This window comes from Neobacillus camarae, from assembly GCF_054950115.1.
Map to the genome: position 1 here is coordinate 59,399 of NZ_JBUCKX010000003.1, position 19,596 is coordinate 78,994.

Annotated in this window: 10 protein-coding genes; all 10 read right to left on the reverse strand. The window is 42.7% G+C overall.

Annotated features, from left to right (window positions below; all coding sequences use genetic code 11):
• Nucleotides 1-233: 233 nt before the first annotated feature.
• Nucleotides 234-2,366 carry a M56 family metallopeptidase gene (locus ACY8D0_RS15410; protein WP_462411415.1) on the reverse strand — a complete coding sequence of 711 codons (2,133 nt, stop codon included), beginning with the start codon at nucleotides 2,364-2,366 and terminating at the stop codon, nucleotides 234-236.
• Between the two features lies 1 nt (nucleotide 2,367).
• The gene (locus tag ACY8D0_RS15415; RefSeq protein WP_462412471.1) at nucleotides 2,368-2,769 is read right to left on the reverse strand and encodes a BlaI/MecI/CopY family transcriptional regulator; all 402 of its coding nucleotides are present in this window, start codon (nucleotides 2,767-2,769) and stop codon (nucleotides 2,368-2,370) included.
• Between the two features lie 239 nt (nucleotides 2,770-3,008).
• Nucleotides 3,009-6,401 carry a PA14 domain-containing protein gene (locus tag ACY8D0_RS15420; RefSeq protein WP_462411416.1) on the reverse strand — a complete coding sequence of 1,131 codons (3,393 nt, stop codon included), beginning with the start codon at nucleotides 6,399-6,401 and terminating at the stop codon, nucleotides 3,009-3,011.
• Nucleotides 6,402-6,692: 291 nt separating this feature from the next.
• The gene (locus ACY8D0_RS15425; RefSeq protein WP_462411417.1) at nucleotides 6,693-7,928 is read right to left on the reverse strand and encodes an AGE family epimerase/isomerase; all 1,236 of its coding nucleotides are present in this window, start codon (nucleotides 7,926-7,928) and stop codon (nucleotides 6,693-6,695) included.
• Between the two features lie 122 nt (nucleotides 7,929-8,050).
• A complete protein-coding gene (locus ACY8D0_RS15430) occupies nucleotides 8,051-12,643 on the reverse strand; it encodes a family 43 glycosylhydrolase (RefSeq protein WP_462411418.1) in 4,593 nt (1,530 codons plus the stop codon).
• A 121-nt stretch (nucleotides 12,644-12,764) separates the two neighbouring features.
• Nucleotides 12,765-13,814: a galactofuranose ABC transporter, permease protein YjfF gene (gene yjfF, locus ACY8D0_RS15435; protein ID WP_462411419.1), complete on the reverse strand. Its 1,050-nt coding sequence runs from the start codon at nucleotides 13,812-13,814 to the stop codon at nucleotides 12,765-12,767.
• Complete coding sequence (locus ACY8D0_RS15440; protein ID WP_462411420.1) at nucleotides 13,811-14,815, reverse strand: ABC transporter permease; 1,005 nt, start codon at nucleotides 14,813-14,815, stop codon at nucleotides 13,811-13,813. The genes yjfF and ACY8D0_RS15440 overlap by 4 nt, the downstream gene beginning before the upstream one ends.
• Entirely contained in the window at nucleotides 14,805-16,325 is a 1,521-nt protein-coding gene (locus tag ACY8D0_RS15445; RefSeq protein ID WP_462411421.1) for a sugar ABC transporter ATP-binding protein, read from the reverse strand. Before ACY8D0_RS15445 ends, ACY8D0_RS15440 begins: the two co-directional genes overlap by 11 nt.
• A 177-nt stretch (nucleotides 16,326-16,502) precedes the next feature.
• Nucleotides 16,503-18,389, reverse strand: a complete 1,887-nt coding sequence (locus ACY8D0_RS15450) for a substrate-binding domain-containing protein (protein ID WP_462411422.1) — start codon at nucleotides 18,387-18,389, stop codon at nucleotides 16,503-16,505.
• On the reverse strand, nucleotides 18,382-19,581 hold the full coding sequence (locus tag ACY8D0_RS15455; RefSeq protein ID WP_462411423.1) for a response regulator transcription factor: 1,200 nt from the start codon (nucleotides 19,579-19,581) through the stop codon (nucleotides 18,382-18,384). Before ACY8D0_RS15455 ends, ACY8D0_RS15450 begins: the two co-directional genes overlap by 8 nt.
• Nucleotides 19,582-19,596 lie beyond the last annotated feature (15 nt).

Below are 19,596 nucleotides of genomic sequence, written 5' to 3' on the forward strand. Positions count from 1 at the left end.
ATCGGTATTCATTGTTGAAGAAAACGTAGTATTTACGTTTTCATTCCACCATATACCAGTCTCTTTCGACAAAGTTTGGAAAATTTCCTCTCTAAGGAAAAAAATCCCCCATGTTGATGTGAACTGGGGGAATAAAAATGGGGCCATACATTAACAATTCTTCTACTGGTTAATAATTACATAAATTACATTTTTAACTAAAAATTCCCCCTGGCCCTCTTGATTCACTTATTCTATCTCTTAACAAGTTGTTTATAATAATCTTTTATTTCTGCGGGAAATCCTTGCTCTCCATATACAAACTTTTCTAATTCAGTGACGTGTTCCCCGTCTAACTGATGCGTTACTCCAAACGTTTCTCCTTTGCCATTTTTATTGAAGGCAACGTCAAGGTCATTCAGGACATGTTTGATGTATTCAAACGTATCTTTCACCGTCTGCTTACTCTCTGATGTGTCAATCCCTTGTTGTTCTTCAACCGATATCACATAGTCATAGTGTTGTCCCCATGTTAACAAGGCTCTCAAGTTTTCATAATCGTAAGCGGCTTCCAGGTTATAAGTAAAAGTGGACTGTTTGCCAAACTCTTGGTCTAATTGCTTAATCTTTGCCGTATATTCATTGACGTCCGTCGTATTTTTAAAGATTTCGGCCTGCTCTGCAATTAGTTGTTTCATTCTTGGGTCAATTCGATTTGATTCAACCTCGGCCTTTTTATAGTTCGCCCTATCATATTCCTTCAGTTCAGCAGGGAGTCCTTGTTCGCCATAGGCAAACTGTTCTAATTCGGTCACGTTTTCTCCGTTTAACTGGTGCAGCACACCATACGTTTGGCCTTTGCCATTTTTGTTCATGACCACGTCAAGGTCGTTCAATACTTCTTTCACGTATTCTGGCACACGTTTCGCCCGAACAATCAGTTCATCTGTTTCATTCCCTTGTTCTTGGAGTTGTTCCGAAGAAAAGTTAATCGGTGCCCCCATCAAAATCAACGTCCGCAAATTTTCCATATCGTATGCAGCTTCGACAGTCGGATATCCAGTGGACTGTTTGGCAAAATCGGATACCAATTGATTGAACTTCGCCTTGTATTCCTTCATGTCGGTGGTATTATTAAAAGCTTCGGCTTGTTCGGCAATAAATTTTTTCAATTTTGGATTGGATCCATTTGATTCCACTTCCGAGTTTGCTGTATCTCCCGCTTGCTTTTCCTGCTTTACCGTTGGACCATCTGCGTGTGCATTTAGTAATGACAGTGATGAAACAATCACTATTGCAGCGATCCCCAGTATCGACCAGCCATATGATTTCTTTTGGAATTTTTTAATCATGAGAATTCTCCTCTTTAACATCCTTTTATTTCTGCTTAAATTGGCCAAACTTGGCGTTTGATAATAATGGGAGTAGTGTTCTAAGAGACTGATGATGGTATGTCCATATGAAATTTTTTCTTCTTCCTCCATAAACGAGAGAGCATAAGCATCACATGCCAGTTCCTGATCCTCCCTCATGCAAACATAGGCAAACCATAAAATCGGGTTAAACCAATTGATGACTAGTAAACTATGCATCAGCCAGTTCACAGCAACGTCTCTTCGCTTGATGTGAGCTAATTCATGATAAAAAATATGTCGCAGCTGCTGCTCATTTAGTTGGCTCAAATAAACATTTGAAAGCAGGATTCTTGGGTGTAAAAATCCCAGAACGGTCGGACTTGATATCTTGCCCGCTTGAAGCAATGGGATCCTTTTTCGCACAGCCATCGATTGCTTACAATTCTCGAATAGGTCAACAATCCTTTGATCCGTTATCACTGGCTGCCGTTGTATGTATCGGTGCAATTGCCGGTTTACTAGATAGGTTATGAAGCCAAATCCAATCACACCCGTTAACCATATGTATAATGCAATGGTATAGAAGGAGAAGGAAATGGGTTCCTCCTTTTGCTTCTTCATCGAAATGGTGGTTTCTTCCGTATTACTTTCTTTGCTGGTTTGAAGTATACCAGCAGCAGGATATAGTTCCTCTTCAGTGACTTCCCTTATCCCAGACATACCTGAAGTTGTTTCTTGCATCGGTTCGATTTTTGGAGAAACTTCAGACTGGCTTTGTACAGATATGGCTTTTTCATAACCTCTTGAAAGAAGGGAATAAATACTATACGAACTATCTGGTGACCACGGGAGCATGAGCCGCACGATTAAAATCATCCAAAGCAGATAGTGCCACTTTGGGGTTAGCTTGTTTGAGAGTAAGGTTTTCACAACCAAGATGAGTGCGACAAGTATGCTTGCCATAATCGACGTGTTAATCACCCAGTCAAATAATCGCGGAAGATAGCTGCCGACTAATTCATTATGTAACATTCTACCTACCCTTCCTTTGATCCTCTTCTGTCTTCTCATCAAGTATGCGTTTGAGTTCGTTAATGTCTTCTGAAGATAGTTTTTCTTCTTTCAAGAAATTGACAAGTAACGGTTTAAAGGCCGCACCATAAAAACGTTTGAGGAAAGATTTTGTTTCTACTTGTAAATAGCTCTCCTGGGAAATCAATGGAAAGTATTCATACATGCGCCCTTTTTCTTGATGATAAGAAACAGCTTCTTTTTGAACCAATCTGTTAATAAGGGTTCGAATCGTTTTGGGTTTCCAGTCCATCGTGATTTCCAATTTCTCTATGACCTCGTTCGCTGTTTGTGGGGATTTTTCCCAAAGTACTTTCATGATTTCCAATTCAGCTTCCGATATTTTCGGTAATTCTTTCATGATTCTATTTGGCACCTCCTGTATTACAAATGTAATCTATGGGTCTATATTACATTTGTAATCTATTCGTGTCAACCAAGTTGTTTCAGCCGAAATAGAGAAAAAGCCGATTTTCCATTATGGAAAATCGGCTTTTTTCTGTTGACTTTCAGGTTAGGTGCTTCCACTTAGTTTTTTTATCCCTATGATCCTTTAATGGAAAATCCTAATGCCCCATAAAACTGTACCCTTCCATTCAGTAATTATTGAAGACTTTGTATGGTGAAATAATCAAATGTCATGGGTACCAGTTTACCACTAACCGTACTTGTTCCATAAAATCCCACTTTGCTAATATTAATATCCGTGATCATCGGATCGGCAGCTTTTTGCCAGTCCCCATTCGCCCAGAAGAAGGTGGAAATGACATTTCCGGTTTTCTTGATTTTCAAGTAAACCGTATCATCACCAGGATGCTGCGCCATGTTTTGAGCTTTCGTATACTTTGCCTTCTCTTCCTTAGCCGTTTCAAGCTTTAAGCCATTATCCCATACATGGCCCAATCGGACATAGTTATCTACATCCTGCCAGAGATATAACCCGCCTTGCTCATAGTTATTTCGAACAGCAGCATTTAGTTTGGTCGTTATTTCAAAATCGCCGGCAGGGGCATCCTGAAGGAAAACATTTTTCAGCGCATTGCTTCCCTCATGGGAATCGCCTTGTTGTCCTGTAATGACCAGATGGCCTTGATTTTCGGTTAAGCTCCATTTAGAAGCATCTTCCTGGAAAATCGACCATGCGGGTGACAAGGCAGCGCTATCAAACTGGTCGACTTGAGCTCCTGCTGCAATTGGCGGGTTCACCTTATCTTTAAATTCGGTTACCTGTTTTTTCAATGTGTTTGCCGCAGTATATTGCTCATCGGACGTAGCGCGCGGATCGTGGTACACCTTGTTTGCTGCTTTGATGGCATCCTTCAAAAATTCAATCGCCTCTTTTGAATATTCTCCAGGCTGGTCGCCTTGCTTAGCACCTTGTTGAGCAGCCTTTGCCTCGTCAAGCTTTTCACCTAACACCACTTTTGCAGATGATAAAGCAATGAGGGACTGATTGGCTTTACGGACCCGGTCTTCATCTAACTTCACTACTTTCCTGTCATAGGTGAGAAGCCCATTTAATTCCCCTTCGACGTCAGTCGTTTGCGTGTAAACGGCTGCGCTTAGACCATTCGCATACATAAAGCGTTTTAACGATTCAATATAGTCGACATACGTGTTGGTGACTTCTTCTTTATCCTTCATCATCACGTAATTCCAGCCGGTTGTGCCCCACTCATGACCCGGTGTCGCCAACCCAAGTCCGCCAAATTCCCCAATGACCGCTATCCGTTTTTCTTCTACTTTTGGTGAATTAGGCGCGGTGTAGGTATGCCAGTCTAACACATCTCCTGCTCCTGCATCGGTCCAACCGCTGGCATTGGAGACCAGCCGCGTTGGATCCAGACTTTTTACCCAGTTTGTCATCCGTACCGTATCATATTGGCCCCAGCCTTCATTAAAGACCGTCCATAAGAAAATCGATGGATGATTGTATCTTTCTTGAATCATTTCATTAAATTCGACTTCATATTGCTTCCGATCGGCAGCTGTCGCTCTAGCTCCGGCACCCGAGCCTTCCATGCTCGGCATATCCTGCCACACGATCATGCCTAATTTGTCTGCCCAATAATACCAGCGCTCTGGCTCGACTTTGATGTGTTTCCGAATCATATTGAATCCAAGATCTTTGGTTTTTTCAATATCAAATTTTAACGCCTCATCTGTTGGTGCAGTTAAACCACTCTCCGGCCAGTATCCTTGATCTAATGGCCCCATTTGGAAAATAAATTCTCCATTTAATAGTGGACGAAGCTGGCCATTTACTTTTCCAAGCGAAATTTCCCTCATGCCAAAATAACTTTGGACGGTATCAAGGACACCCGTATTATCCTCTACATTGACTTGCAAGTCATATAAATACGGATCCGTTGTTGTCCAAAGGTGAGGGTTCGGTACAGACACCGCAAAGCTTTCCCCTGCTTTCCCAACCGCTGTTCCTACTTTCTTTCCTTTTTCGTAGACAACGGCTTCAATCGTTTTGTTTTCCAGATTCTCGCCGTTTACCGTTACATTCACTTGATCCTGATGAATATCCGCCACTGTTTTGATGGATTCAATATGCGCTTTGCCCACTGGTTCCAGCCAAACGGATTGCCAAATTCCCGAAGTAGATTCATACCAGATGCCTTCCGGATTCGTGGTCTGCTTGCCTCTTGCCTGCCCGCCTGAAGTCTCATCATACACTTCCACAATCAATTCGTTGTCGCCTTTCACTAGCTGATCGGTAATATCAAAGCTGAAGGCATCATAACCGCCAGTATGCTCTCCTGCTTTTGTTCCGTTCACATAGACAACCGCCTTATAATCCACGGCATCAAAATTCAATTGGACTCTTTGGCCGTCCCAATCGGACGGTACGGTAAAGCTGCGCTTATACCACATATGTTTTTCTTGCCGGTCAATTCCGGATAGCTGGGATTCAGCCGCAAATGGAACAAGGATCTTCTCATTTAGGTTTTTACCCGTAGGAACCGCTTCTCCTTGTGCTGCCCGCTGAAACTCCCACTCGCCATTCAGGTTCATCCATTTGTCGCGGACTAATTGAGGACGCGGATATTCCGGCAAAACATTCGTGGAGTCTACTTTTTCAGCCCAAGGTGATGCAATGTTATATTGCGACAGGTTTTCCGCTCTGTTAATAAATTGAGCTACTTCTTTCCCCTGTTTTGTTGTGATACTCCCTTTCCCATCATAACTGACTAACACGTTATTGGCCGATCTTTCATAAATTTCCGCGGTGGTCTTAAGTATGATCGTCGAGGGATCACCTTTTTTTAACGAAACACTATCAATTGCCCATTGCCGTCCATTTAAGTTCACCTTAAAATGTTCCTGAAGATCCTTTGGCAACGCAGCAAGTTCATCTTTAAAGGCTAATTCCACCTGTTTCCCATCTTCTAGAACTTTAATCGTTTTAACATCATCACTGACACTGTACCCATCAGGAAGGTAAAAGGCACTGTTGGGAACAATTTGTTTTTCGGTACTTGAACTAGACCAATAGAGTCGAAGATTGGATCCACCATAGTTTTCAAAGTATTCGACTTTTATATCATATTCTTTCCCAGCTTCGAGCTTGATGGGTGCACTTTTTTGCTCAATATCCCATTTATCCTGCCAAAAATCGATGGCCAATTTGCCGTCAATCCAAACCCTAAATCCATTGTCCCCAATCATATAAAACGTGTAATCTTCGCTGTGCTCTGGAACAATTTTACCTGTCCACCTTACATTTACGTCGTCCTGCTGCCCCGTAAACAAATTTAGCGTTGGTTCTAAATCAGGAAAATTAATATTGTAGTCGACAATGGTAGTTTTTAGTTCGTTAAAGTCAAATTTTCCAGGACCGGAGGAGGTATAATATTCTCCTTTTAGCCCATGGGCTTTTTCAATTGTTTCCGCTTTTACAGATGAGGGTGCTGCCCCATTTAGTCCGATTGCCTGTGTAAGAGTGATAGCCATGATAGATGAAAAGACGAATAGCTTTTTTTTCATTTTCTGCTCCCTACCTCCATTTATAAACTCTTTCAAAATGAACCCGCTTACATTTTTGTGTTCACGATCTCCCCCTCTTCCTTGATTACACTAACCACTTTATCAAGAATTTGGAAAAAAATATTTGCAATATGACGCTAAGATTTGCACTTTTTTGGTATTGGCAATTTTTAATCCAATAGTACTAGAACAAAAAAAAGGGTCCATTAAGGGGTCTGACTCCACGCCATAAATAGTAGTCCTATATTTAGTGGAGTGGTGTCTGACCCCTTTGCTTTGTGGACAGCCCTTTCAATTCTGTAACTCTAGTATTTTTTCTAATCGCTGCTTCACCTCTAGCATCGAACGTCCTGAATGATAGCAAGCCTTCCACGGGTTTCCGAGGTCGCCAATCAGAATCTTCCCTTTCCTATCCACTAATTGGCGCCATTCACCTTGCTCCCAATGAATAAGATATTTCTTGGCAAATTCCCATGTTTTCTGAAAGGCCATGAAGAGTTTCTCATCCTGCGTAATTTCATAGGCATCTAAGAAACCTACTAATACCTCTTGGTTTTGCCAGAATTCCTTATCGGTTATATACGCAGGGCCATGATGTGGTCCGTCTCTGTACACCCCGCCAAAATCCTCATCGAACCCATAGGTTAAAGTGTGATCCGCTATTTTTCTAGTAAGCTCATAAAAGGTCGGTTTAGGCAGGCCAAGGACTTCAGCGGCTCGGTTTAACAGCCAGACCAATTCAAGATTATGTCCGTAGGAAGTGGTATCTCTTGGCTCTTCGATGGTTTGCGAGCCCTGTCTTTCCGCATTCCAAGTCCTTCGGATGGAGATCGCCGGGATTGGTTCAAATTCCCGGTTAAACTGATTTCTTCCGCAGCCATCCTCATGATTAATCATGTGTTTTAAAATGAGGTCGATGATTTCCTGCAATTTTCTTTTGTGATGTTCCTTTTGGGTGCATTGGGCAAGAACCGTATACGCCTCGAGGAGGTGCATATGGACATCAAGTGATTTACGGTCACCCCCGCAAAAGCCTTCAGGCGAGATGTGCCAATCGCTTTCCAAGTTTTCAAAATATCCGCCATTTACGGTATCCGTACAATAGATTTGCAACAGATTGAAGGTTTTTTCCGCACACTTTAAAGCAATCGGTTCCTTTGTCGCTTGGTAGAACTGGGATAAGGCGTAAATGGCAAAGCTTTGTCCATAGACTACTTTTCCGGCGTCAAGGAGGGTTCCATCTCGTTTCACCTTCCAATACCAGCCGCCGTGGGCATGATCCCAAAAATGGTCTAACAAAAAGTTCACGCCTTGCTCGGCAAAAGCCAGAAGGTTTTTTTCCTCCGGATACAATTGATAAAAAGCTGAAAACCCCCAAATCATCCGGCATTGGGTGACTAAATATTTGTCCATATCATCATCTAAAGTGCCTTCTGAATCAAAACAGGTGAAATACCCGCCATATTCTTTGTCGTATCCTTTGGTTAGCCAAAAAGGGATAATGCCCTTTTTTAAATGGTCGGTCACCTCATGTAGGATTTTTTTCGATTCCAGTAACAGATGTCTTCACTTCTTTCCTCTCCTTATTCAGATAAAAGGGACAGCAGCACTCCGCTATCCCTTTTAATCTAGTATTCTACTTTCCTAAGCTACTCCCATAAACGGATGAGCGACTCTGCATCTTCATTGAGAATCCGTTTAGCATCCTCGGTAATAAATTTACTCATCGCTTCGTTGTTTAGATGCATGAGAAAATCCTTCATTTTCTTAATTGCTTGCTGTTTATCACCTAGCTTCAGTTGATGGGCAGCTTGATCTAGACTGTTCGTTAATTGAGCGGCCAATGGCTGACTGATGTCTTTCGCCTTTTCATATCCTTCCACCAGTTGTTTGATGGACTCCGTACTAGTGGTTACCTCAACCGTTAAAACGTTCGATATTACAGTACGGCCGTTTATTTTTACCTTCACAAAAATGTCTGCGGTTCCTGTGTGATGTGCCACCAACTTTCCTTCCTGGATGCTGATGACCTCTTCGTTGCTAGAAACATAGGTGATGGAAGCTTTGGCCAAGTCTGCCGATGTCCCATTTCGAAGTGTGCCGCTTACCTCAAGGCTAGCTGTTTGATTACGAGTTAAGGTTGTAAGATCAGCTTTCAGGTTAACCGACTCTAGTAAAAATTTATCCGATGGCATTGGCTGCGGGGTGATCGTCGGGCCCCAAACCTCCATGATGTCCGGTCCATTAGCCTGTGGAACAAAATGGACTCGGTCAATCGCCAGTTTTCTCGGTTCTGTTGCTTTCGTACTGTTATGGGTATGGTAAACCATAAACAATTCGGACCCATCTGGAGACTGGATGAACGAGTGATGACCTGCACCCGGTACGATGATGTTCGATTTCATAATCGGGTTGTATTCGTACTTTGTCCATGGCCCCGTTGGCGTTGGAGCGGTCGCATAACCAACTCCATAATCCGGACTTTCAAAGTGATTCCCGGAGTAGGTTAAATAATAGGTACCATTATGCTTGATGACAAATGCTCCTTCATTGATAAAAGCGGAAGGCGGTTTTGGGCTCTTTTCCCAGTCCTGAGTAGCCCGCATCACAAATTTGACGGTATCTTCTTTGATGGACTTCATATCGTCATTTAACTCTGCCACATAAATCACATTTCCATTCTCAAAGCGGACAAAATACATGTACTGCTTTCCATCATCATCGGTGAAAATATGGGCATCAATTTCTTTCGTATTGGGATGAATAGGTTCCATATTTTCCTGAACAAAAGGCCCTAATGGCGAGTCGCTGGTCGCTACCGCTAAATGTTCTTCTACGGCATAATACATGTAGAATTTCCCGTTTTTCTCTACAACTTCTGGAGCCCAGAATTGTTTTTCTCCCCATGAATTATCTCGATGCAGCGCCCACTGGTCATGTTCTTTCCAGTTCACCAGATCCGTGGAGGTATACACCTTGATCCCATTTTGCATCGATGGCCAATCCGCCGTATGGGTGCCGTATAAGTAATACGTGCCTTCATAATACAGCACATACGGATCGGCGACTCCTGGCATGACGGAATTCGTATAAGTCGGGCCAGTGATTTTCTCCACATACGGAGTCACCTTTAAGTTATCGAATGTGGCATCGGCGTTGAATGTCCTAAAACCGACTTTTGCCGTACTCAAATGGGTATTGCTGACTAAATCGAATTTCGGATATGGATCTGTATTTAATGGATTGTCATTGATAAACGCCTGGATATGGCCTTCTGATATCACCACTTTCAAGTGATACGTTTCCTTGTATTTAACTGGGATTTTTCTTTGGGCAATCTCCGTCCACTTGCCTTCCTTGAATTGGCCAAGAATTGCATATTGGTTTTGTGGATTGATTCCCAGAAAATATCCTTCGAGCGCATCGGCTCCGACAGCTAAATCGGATGCTCTGAAAATCAGTCCTGCCTCCGTCCCGCTGGTAACTTGGACATCAGCCTCTAAAATATAATCTGTGAATTCGGGGTTTTCTAAAACCGCTTTATAGCCTGGGCCGCTTTTCACCGTATATTTTCCGTCATTGACAGACCAGGTGCCGCCGTAAGTCTTCCAACCGTCCGCTTCTTGGTCATTAAAATTATCTTCGAATGCAGGCGGCTGTTTGTCACTCGCAACGGTGACCACGACTTCATCCGTATAGGTGCCTGATTCATCTGTTGCCTTAATCACCGTTCTTCCTGCGGCTTTGGCTTGAACCAAACCATTTTCCGATACGGTCGCAATGGAAGGATTTTTCGAGCTCCATTTGACCTTTTCACTTGGACCTACATTCTTTAATTGCTTTGATTCCGATACGTTTAAAGTAAGCTTCTCATCTTCTAACTCTACTCCCCCAGCCATGGTCCGGACGGCAAAGTATTCAAATACCGCATCGATTCGGTCATTCGTGGCTACGATATTGTTGGCATAAAAACCGACTTTGATATTTTTAAGATCCGCCGTTAGGGAATCAGCCGCTGAAATCCATTCATACCCATTCCAATAATAGGTCGTATACAGGCTGCCTACCTTCCTTATTTTCAAGGTCATGGTATTGCCGCCAGGATGGGCCGCAAAGTTACCAGGCTTTTGATATACCCTCTTAATTTCGTAAGCCGTTTCAATGGTTGGTCCATCCACCCAAACGTGTGCAAGCTTGACTAAGTTATCCGCATCCTGCCAAACGAACAGGCCTGCCTGCTGGTGGTTTTTCGCAATTGGAAGTGTCACTTTGGTGACAATCTCAAAATCTTTCCCCTGTTCGATATTTTGGAGAAATACATTGTTCTGGCTGTTATTATCTTGATAAATGTCTGTCGGTGTCGTGCGAATCGTCATCTTGCCAGGGTTCTTCGTTAAACTCCAGTCCTGCTTATTTTCCTGGAAGATGCTCCAACGATTATCTAATGTGGTTTGATCAAATTGGTCGACTGTAAAGGCAGATAGATCGGGTTCGCCTGGTTCTCCACGGACGGTTACCATCAGCTCTGCTGCCACTTTTCCATCTGCTGTTTCTGCCTTAATGACAGCGGTGCCAGCCGCTTCTCCTTTAATCGCCAGTGAAACCGTTCCTGTAGCGGAATCTCTCCCCAATTCAGATACGGTGGCAACCTTTGCATCGGAGGTTGAAAGCTTCAGATTTTTATCTGTACCGGCAATTGGCCTAATGCTGGCTTTAACGGTAACGGTTTCTCCCTGTTTAATAGCCGTTTCTTTATTTGTAAAATTGACAGTTTCGACTGCTGCCTTGGTATCCGTCGTCTCCACCGGCTGCAGGACAATCCGATCGAGCTCGGCAAAGTTCGTTTTCTTGGAAAGTTTGATGGTGTTTTTTCCAGCATTCAGACTAACATCCATTGATGTCGGATTATAATTTTCCCAGCCATAATTCTGGTATTCGATGACTTGAGCGGGTCCGCCGTTGACCGTTACGTTATGCTGTGCCGCTGCACCTGCTGCTGTGCCGTTCGCTGCCATTACCACGAGCGTGTATAGACCTGATTCGGCCACCTCGACATCAAATTGAACAAAATCGGTTTCATTATCGATCCTGCCAACTACTTTACCACCTGATGCATTCGCAGAATTACGGACAAAAGCAATGCCTCCTACTTTTGCGTTTTCAGCTTCGTACTCATACCTTACTATATCTGGTGTACCTGAAGGTTCCAGTATGTCTGCTCCATAAGCCACTGGGGTACCAAGGTTCGGTGTTCCATCTTCATTCCACGTGAATTTCTGGGCTCTCACACTGCGGTTCGCCCAACCGCCATTGGAATTTTTAAATGCATGATAAACAATCCAATCCTCTTTTCCATCCGGTGACTTTATAAAACTGTGATGTCCTGGTCCATACACTTCACCTTGTGGATTCTTCACAAATACAGGTGTTTTCTTCTTGACCCAAGAAGCTGGGTTCAACACATTGCCGTCTGTATTGGTTAATTGTCCTAACACATAATCATCCATCCAGCTTGCATTGGCTGAATAAATCAGGTTTATCGTTCCGTTCTTGATGATGACTTCCGGTCCTTCCTGTAACGTCCCTTCCCACGGTTCCGTTGGCGATGAGATTTCCACTCTCGGTCCGCTGATGGTCCAAGGATTGCTCATCGGGGCAATATAGGTGCGCTGCGGCATGCCATCATTGGCGTTACCCCAGCCGGACCAGACAAAATACAACGAACCATCATCCTTCTGGAAAGCCATCCCATCAATTGCCCAACTGTCAGACGAATCGCTGACTTTCCCTTTAAAGGTGTAGGTGCCTTGCGGGTCTTGCGAATTCCCTTCAAGAACATACATCCGATGATTCTCATTTCGTCCATCATCGGCTGCAAAATAGATATACCATTTTCCATTGAGATATTGTATTTCAGGGGCCCAAATCTCTTTGGAGTACTGAGTCCCACTTGGCGGCGTGTACACCGTCACGCGCGGTGCACTTCCAATATCTTGAAGACGTTTGGCTTTTGCCACAATAATCGAGGCATCTTTATTCGACTTCACGTAATAATAATATCCATCCTTATAAACCAGACTTGGGTCAGCCGAACCCCCACTTCCGGAAACCTGTACAATCGGGTTTTTAAAGGTGCTTGGTGTATCCTTTTCCTCGACAGCCGCCGCCCCCGCTTTTTCCCGGGAGAACGAAGGGAGAATGGTAAAAACAACGAGAACAAACACTAAAATCCTGTGAAACATGGATTTCCTCTTTGGCTTTTTTCTCAATATGAACACCCCTATTATCTACTGAATGAACTCTATGAAACGATGAAACGAGAATATTTTAATCAGGCTCAGCTCCTTTCAATTCGAACATGGTTCAGGACTTATAATCAGTTGGTGCTGGCTGCGGATGAACAGGAAGGGGCTTCCTCACTTTATCGAGTCGAATGACTTTCTTTCTACTCCTTCTCATCACAATCAGACGCTGCAACAGGATGAATAGAAACAGCAGAAATCCGACCGCAATCTTCGTCCACCAGGAACTAAGGGTTCCTTGAAACATAATCAAGGTTTGAATGATCCCCATACTTAGGACGCCCAGTGTTGGCCCAATTAAATAGCCAAATCCGCCTGTCAACAAAATCCCGCCAATAACACAGGCAGCGATGGCATCCATCTCCATCCCCATTAAATGCAATCCATATCCTGACAGCATATACAAGGTAAAGACCAAACCACCTAAGGCAGAACAAAATCCGGATAGTGTATAAACCATGATGATGGTCCGTTTGACCGGCAATCCCATTAACTTCGCTGATTTGACGTTCCCGCCGATGGCATAGACATTGCGCCCAAATTTCGTAAACTTTGCCATATAAATCGCTATGATGACCACCACAATGGCCACAATAGAACCTATCGAAACATAACTATCTCCCGCCAGATAGACTTTGATCCCCGAGATGCTGCTATAGGTTTCATTAGAAATCACGATACTGTCTGTGCTAATCAGAAAGCTTGCCCCTCTTGCTAAAAACATGCCTGCAAGCGTGACAATCCAAGGATGTAAATCAAAACGATCAATCATATAGCCTTGAAAGGCACCAAAAAGGATTCCAATCAACAATGTCAACAGGATTACCAGATAGGCATTGACCCCCTGCTCCAATAAGGATGCGGAAACCATGCTGATAAAAGCTACTAATGCTCCGACCGATAAATCAATTCCACCTGTAATAATGACAAAGGCCAAACCAGTGGCAACGATGATTAAATAGGCATTGTCAATGAATAGATTCAAGAATACCTGGGTGCTGAAAAACCCAGTGAATGAAAAGGAACCATATCCATATAACAGAAGGATGAGCAAGGTGGTGGCAATGATGAAAATATGATTCTCTTTTAAACCAAACTTCACTGATTTCATGAGAAGGACACCTTCTTCTTTTTTAACTTTAAAAATACTTTTCTAAATTCTTGGGATTGGAATAAACAGACTAAGATGACCACGATGGCTTTTACCACCATGACAATTTGCGGATTAATCCCTAACGAATAAATCGTGGTGGATAGCGTTTGTATAAAAAAGGCGCCTATGATGGTTCCTCCAAGAAAGAATCGGCCGCCACGCATGGACGTTCCCCCAATCACAACGGCTAAAATCGCATCCAACTCGATCCATAATCCGGCATTATTGGCATCCGCGCTGCTCACGTTTGCACTCACCACAATTCCGGCAAGTGCCGCACATATACCAGAGATGGTATAAACCAATAGAATCATTTTCCTTGGCTGGATGCCTGCAAACTTACTGGCTGTCATGTTGTTACCAATCGATTCCAGGAACAGACCCATCGCGGTTCGTTTCTTTAAATACATCATGATGAGAAAAATCACCGCACCAATATAAATCGGAAACGGTAATCCTAATAAAAACCCTGATCCAAGGTATTGATAGAGGTCGTTGTCAATCGTTAGAATTTGTCCGCCCGTAATTAATTGGGCAATTCCCCGGCCAACAGTCAACAGAATCAATGTCGCAATCATCGGCTGGATTTCAAAAACGGATACTAACAGCCCATTCCAAAAGCCGCAAATGATCCCCACCGCAACTGCTGCCAGAAGCGCTGTCCAAACAGATGAGTTTTCCATCATGGATGCAGCGAGTGCACCCGAGATGGCTAAGACCGAGCCTACGGAGATATCAATTCCTTCCATCGCAATCACAAGCGTCATCCCGAGCGAAATGATTAATAGCGGCATGACCCGATTTAAAATGTCTATTAAACTTCCAAATAAATGTCCGTTTTTTACCTGGATGGAAAAGAATCCTGGTATTAAAAAAAAATTAAACAGAAGGAGGATGACGAGAGCCACCAGCGGCCAAAATATTTTCATCTGAGAAAACAGGTAAAGTTTATGCTTCATGTATCCGGTCTCCTTCCGCAATCATATCCATGATTCTAGATTCGCTCATCTCAGCGCGGCTCAATTCCCCAATTTTATTTCGATCACGAAGAACGATCACTCGGTCACAGCAGGCAACCATTTCCTCGAGTTCTGCAGAAATAAACAGTATGGAAATCCCTTGGGCGGCCAAATCCATAATCAACCTGCGGATTTCCACCTTAGACCCGACATCGATTCCCCTGGTGGGTTCATCTAAGATTAATAGTTTAGGATTGGTTGCCAGCCATCTTGCCAGGATGACCTTTTGCTGGTTTCCGCCACTCAGATTTTCAATTCTTTGCTCCATATTCGGTGTTTTAATATTTAACAACTTAATGTATTTTTGAGCGATTTCCCGCTGCTCTTTCATGGGGATATACTTCATCAATCCCCTCTTTGTTTGCAGGCCTAGAATAATATTTTCCCGGATTGATAAATCATTGACAATTCCCTCCACTTTCCGGTCTTCCGGACAGAAGCTTAATCCATTATCTACAGCTGCCTTTGGTGTCATGGAGCGGATTTGCTGGTTATCGATCATCAGCACTCCTTGGTCGGCCTTTTCAATCCCGAAAAGAACTTTGGCAAGCTCCGTTCTTCCTGAGCCTAATAACCCGGCCAACCCCAAAATTTCCCCTTTCTTCAAGTTAAAATCAATCGGGTTAATCATCCCTCTTCTGCCTACTTGTTGTGCTGAAACTAATATCGATTGAGCTTCCTTCCCTGCCCTCGCATGCTCTTGGAGAGAGTCTCCTCCCCATTCCCTGCCGATCATTTTTGACACTAGTTCGGTTCTGGAAATCTCGCTGGTCAAATATTCACCGATTTGCTCCCCGTTTCTCAAGATGGTGATTCGATCGGTAATCTCAAAGATTTGATCTAAGAAATGACTAATGAAGACAATCCCCATTCCCTCATTTTTTAGTTTCTTCATCACTTCGAATAATTGCTTGACTTCGTTTTTATCTAAGCTGGAAGTCGGCTCATCCAGTATCAGGACACCACTTGAAATATCCACAGCCCTGGCAATCGCGACCATTTGTTGGATGGCAGTGGAATAAGATGATAAGATTTTCGTTACATCAATATTGATTTTGAGCCGTTCGGATAGAATGGTCTCCGCCCTTCGATTCATTTCTTTCCAATCAATTCTTCCACGTTTCTTTGGTTCTCTGCCGATAAAGATATTTTCCGCTACCGAGAGGTTTTCACATAAGTTGATTTCTTGATACACAGTACTAATCCCTAAGCGTTGGGCATCTTGGGGCGAAACCGGATTGATTTCTTGATCATCCAAATAGAAAGTACCCTCGTCTTTTTCATAGACACCCGTTAATACTTTGATTAACGTCGATTTTCCCGCTCCATTTTCCCCCATGAGCGAGTGAATTTCCCCTCTCCGTAAATGGAAATGGACGTTCGACAATGCTTTTACCCCTGGGAACCTTTTCGATATTCCTTCCGCCCTTAGTAATATTTCAGAACTCATTCGCAACACCTGCTTTATCTCAATTTCATAGCATAAATCCAAGTCAATGAAAGCTTAGATTTAGTATAAATAAGCCATTTCTATTTGTATTTAAAATAAAGAGTCTTTTTTTATAATTTTCAGTTAAATGGAATAATAAAAAGCCAAGTACTTCACCATACTTGGCCTTTCGTCCTTTTAATAGCTTCTTTTTTTAATTTCTTTTCTTGCTTCCTCTTGCGTAAACGTTCGTTCAGCGGTGATGATTTTCATGGGAATTTCTTTTCCCAGCATTAAATCTTTTGCGGATTTCATAATCTGCGGCCCTAATAAGGGATTACATTCGACGGCGAAGTTTAATTTTCCGGTGCTCAAGGCACTGAAAGCTTTTTTCGTTGCATCGATGCTGATGACCTTAATATCGACGCCAGGCTTTAGACCAAATTCCTCTATGGCTTCAATCGCTCCAATGGCCATATCGTCATTATGAGCATAAACGACATCTATTTCTTTCCCGTACTTTTTAAGCACCTTTTCCATCATTTTTTTCCCTTTTTCCAGGGTAAAATCCCCTGGCAGTGATTCAAGGAAAGTAAAGTTTGGATTCTCATCCAGCACTTCTTCAAAACCTTGTTTTCTTCCTTCTGCCGGAGCAGAATTACGAGTCCCTTCAATTTCGATAATATGAACCGCTTCTTTCTCCTGTCCGGATTCGCCGATTAACCATCTGGCCGCTCTTCTCCCTTCTTCTACAAAATCGGAGCCAATAAACGAGGTCCATAAGGAGGAATCTCTTACCTTAATTTCCCGGTCTGAAAGAATGACGGGAATACCTGCGTCCTTCGCTTCTTGCAGTACCTCTTCCCAGCCATTCTCTATTTTCGGGGCAAAGGCAATGACATCCACTTTTTGCTTAATAAACTCTCGAATGATTTCGATTTGCTTTTCTTGATCGTTATCCGCGTTTTTTAAAATGAGTTTAACTCCTGCTTCTTTTGCTGCATTGACTATGGACTGAGTATTCGCAGCCCGAAATTCACTTTCATTCCCAACCTGGGCAAATCCAAGCGTTAGTTTTATGTTCTTCTCATTTTTGGTACTTGTTCGTATCTCCTTTTCATCGAGATATTCATCAATATTGGTTTCATTCACCTCATGGTTTCTTAAGATGATTTTTTTCGGAATCACTTCTTTATTCTCGAGAATCTCAATCGCATACTGGATGGCCTCCTTGCCGCCAGTTGGTGTAATGAAGGTGGTATTGATTTTTTTCTCTTTTACTAATTGCAGCCCGCCATTTGGCTTATTTACGCCATCACTTCCAATGATGATGATATCCTGAAGTCCTAATGATTGGATGGCGCGATAGGCTCCTAATGCCATGGCATCATTATGGGCGTACACCAAGTCTGGTGGATCTTGCCGCCGCATGAGAACTTCCTTTAATTTGTCTTCGGCAAAATCTTTTTGCCAGTTGGCAACTAGGACATCACTGATTTTATAAGCTGAATTTTGAAGCAGGGTCTCTTGAAACCCTTTACTCCTCTCCTCTGCCTGAAAAGCATTGGTTAAACCTTGGATTTCAACAATCTTCCCACCGTCTTTACCCAGCAAATCCATTGCCACTTCGGCCGCCATTTCTCCAATAAAATAATAATCCGATCCTATGTAGAGAGTATAATCGTAACCTGTAACCCCTCTTCCTAGAACAATGACCGGAATATCTTTGTACATTTCCGAAATGACGGGAGTTAAGTCGGAGGAATCATCAATCGAAACAATTAATAAATCAATGCCGTATGTTTTTAACGTTTGAATGTCTTTAATTTGTTGTTTGGTACTTTGGGCAGCATCGGTATAAATTACCCTGATGTTATCGTGCTTGGCTACTTCGGTTTTTAATTCCTCATTCATAAGGACCTGCCATGGTTCAAGCAAATTTGGTTGAGATACCCCAATCACATAATCTACTTCTTGATTTTCTGATGCACTGCCACTGGACCCCGTTTGAGTTAACATATAGAAAATGAACAAACACATGCTCGTCCCAATGAATACGGTTCCATAAATGATTTTTTTATTCATACGTTTTTGCACCGCTCCTATACACGGTGGGAGAAATACCGGTTACTTTTTTAAAGGCGTTACAAAAATAGTGCTGGGTGCTGTATCCGACCAGATCCGCAATTTCATAGATTTTGAGATAAGGGTCTTTCATTAACATCAGTGACTTATTGATTCGCACTTTGGTTAAGTAGTTAATAAATGAAACGCCTAGCTCTGTTTTGATTTTCTTACTTAAATAGGTGGGACTTACTTGAACCTTCTCAGCCACCTCATCTAATGAAAGGCTATGCTCGGAATAATGATGATCGATATAGTCTTTCGCCAAGATGACCATTGGCGATAAACTATGGTAGGCGGTGATCTCATCTTTTAACCTTTTGTACAGTGAGGGAAACTCCCTATCATTGGTCATCATTTTCTCGATGCAGATAATCATTTTACCAAAAAACTTTTGGGTGTACTCCTTAATCTCCCGGTTTACACGAATCAGTTCTTCCATTTCAATATTTGGCACAAGGAGGATCATATTCCCCAGTTGGTCTTCGAAGCATTCAGATGATGGATACGCTTTCAAGTAGTCTCGAATGATATTTTTAAATGAAAAGGTTAGCAGTGCCTCACTCCATTGTTCCTGGGTTGCACTTTCATCAATTTCGCTGACCACTTTGAACAGGCTCATTCCTACATGGTTTCCTAAATGAATATTTAGTAATTGGCTGCGTCTGGCCACTTCTTCGACCGAAACCTTACCTGCTGCCCATTCTTGTAAAAATTTTTCCTTCAGTAGAAGTTTATTATCTTCTAACTGTAAATCTAGTTGTTTACTTCTAGTATTCTTCTCGAGCATGGTGATAGCCCTCTGAACGGTCTTTACCAATTCTTCTTTATTCACAGGCTTTAATAAGTAGTCAAATGCATCCATTTTAATGGCTTGCTGTGCATAACTAAATTCATCGTACCCGCTGATGACAATAAAAATAGATTCTGGAAGATGTTCTTTTAACTTTTTCATCAAATCCAGCCCATTTAAAAAAGGCATATTAATATCCACAAATAAGATATGAGGCTTGCGTTCGATTGCCATTTCTAATGCAATCTCTCCGTCTTCGGCCTCCCCTACTATTTGAATATAGTAATCCTCCCAGTTCGCTGCAGACTTCAACCCTCTTCTTATCGTTGTCTCATCCTCGGCAATCAATAAGTTCCACAAGATGAACCCACCCCT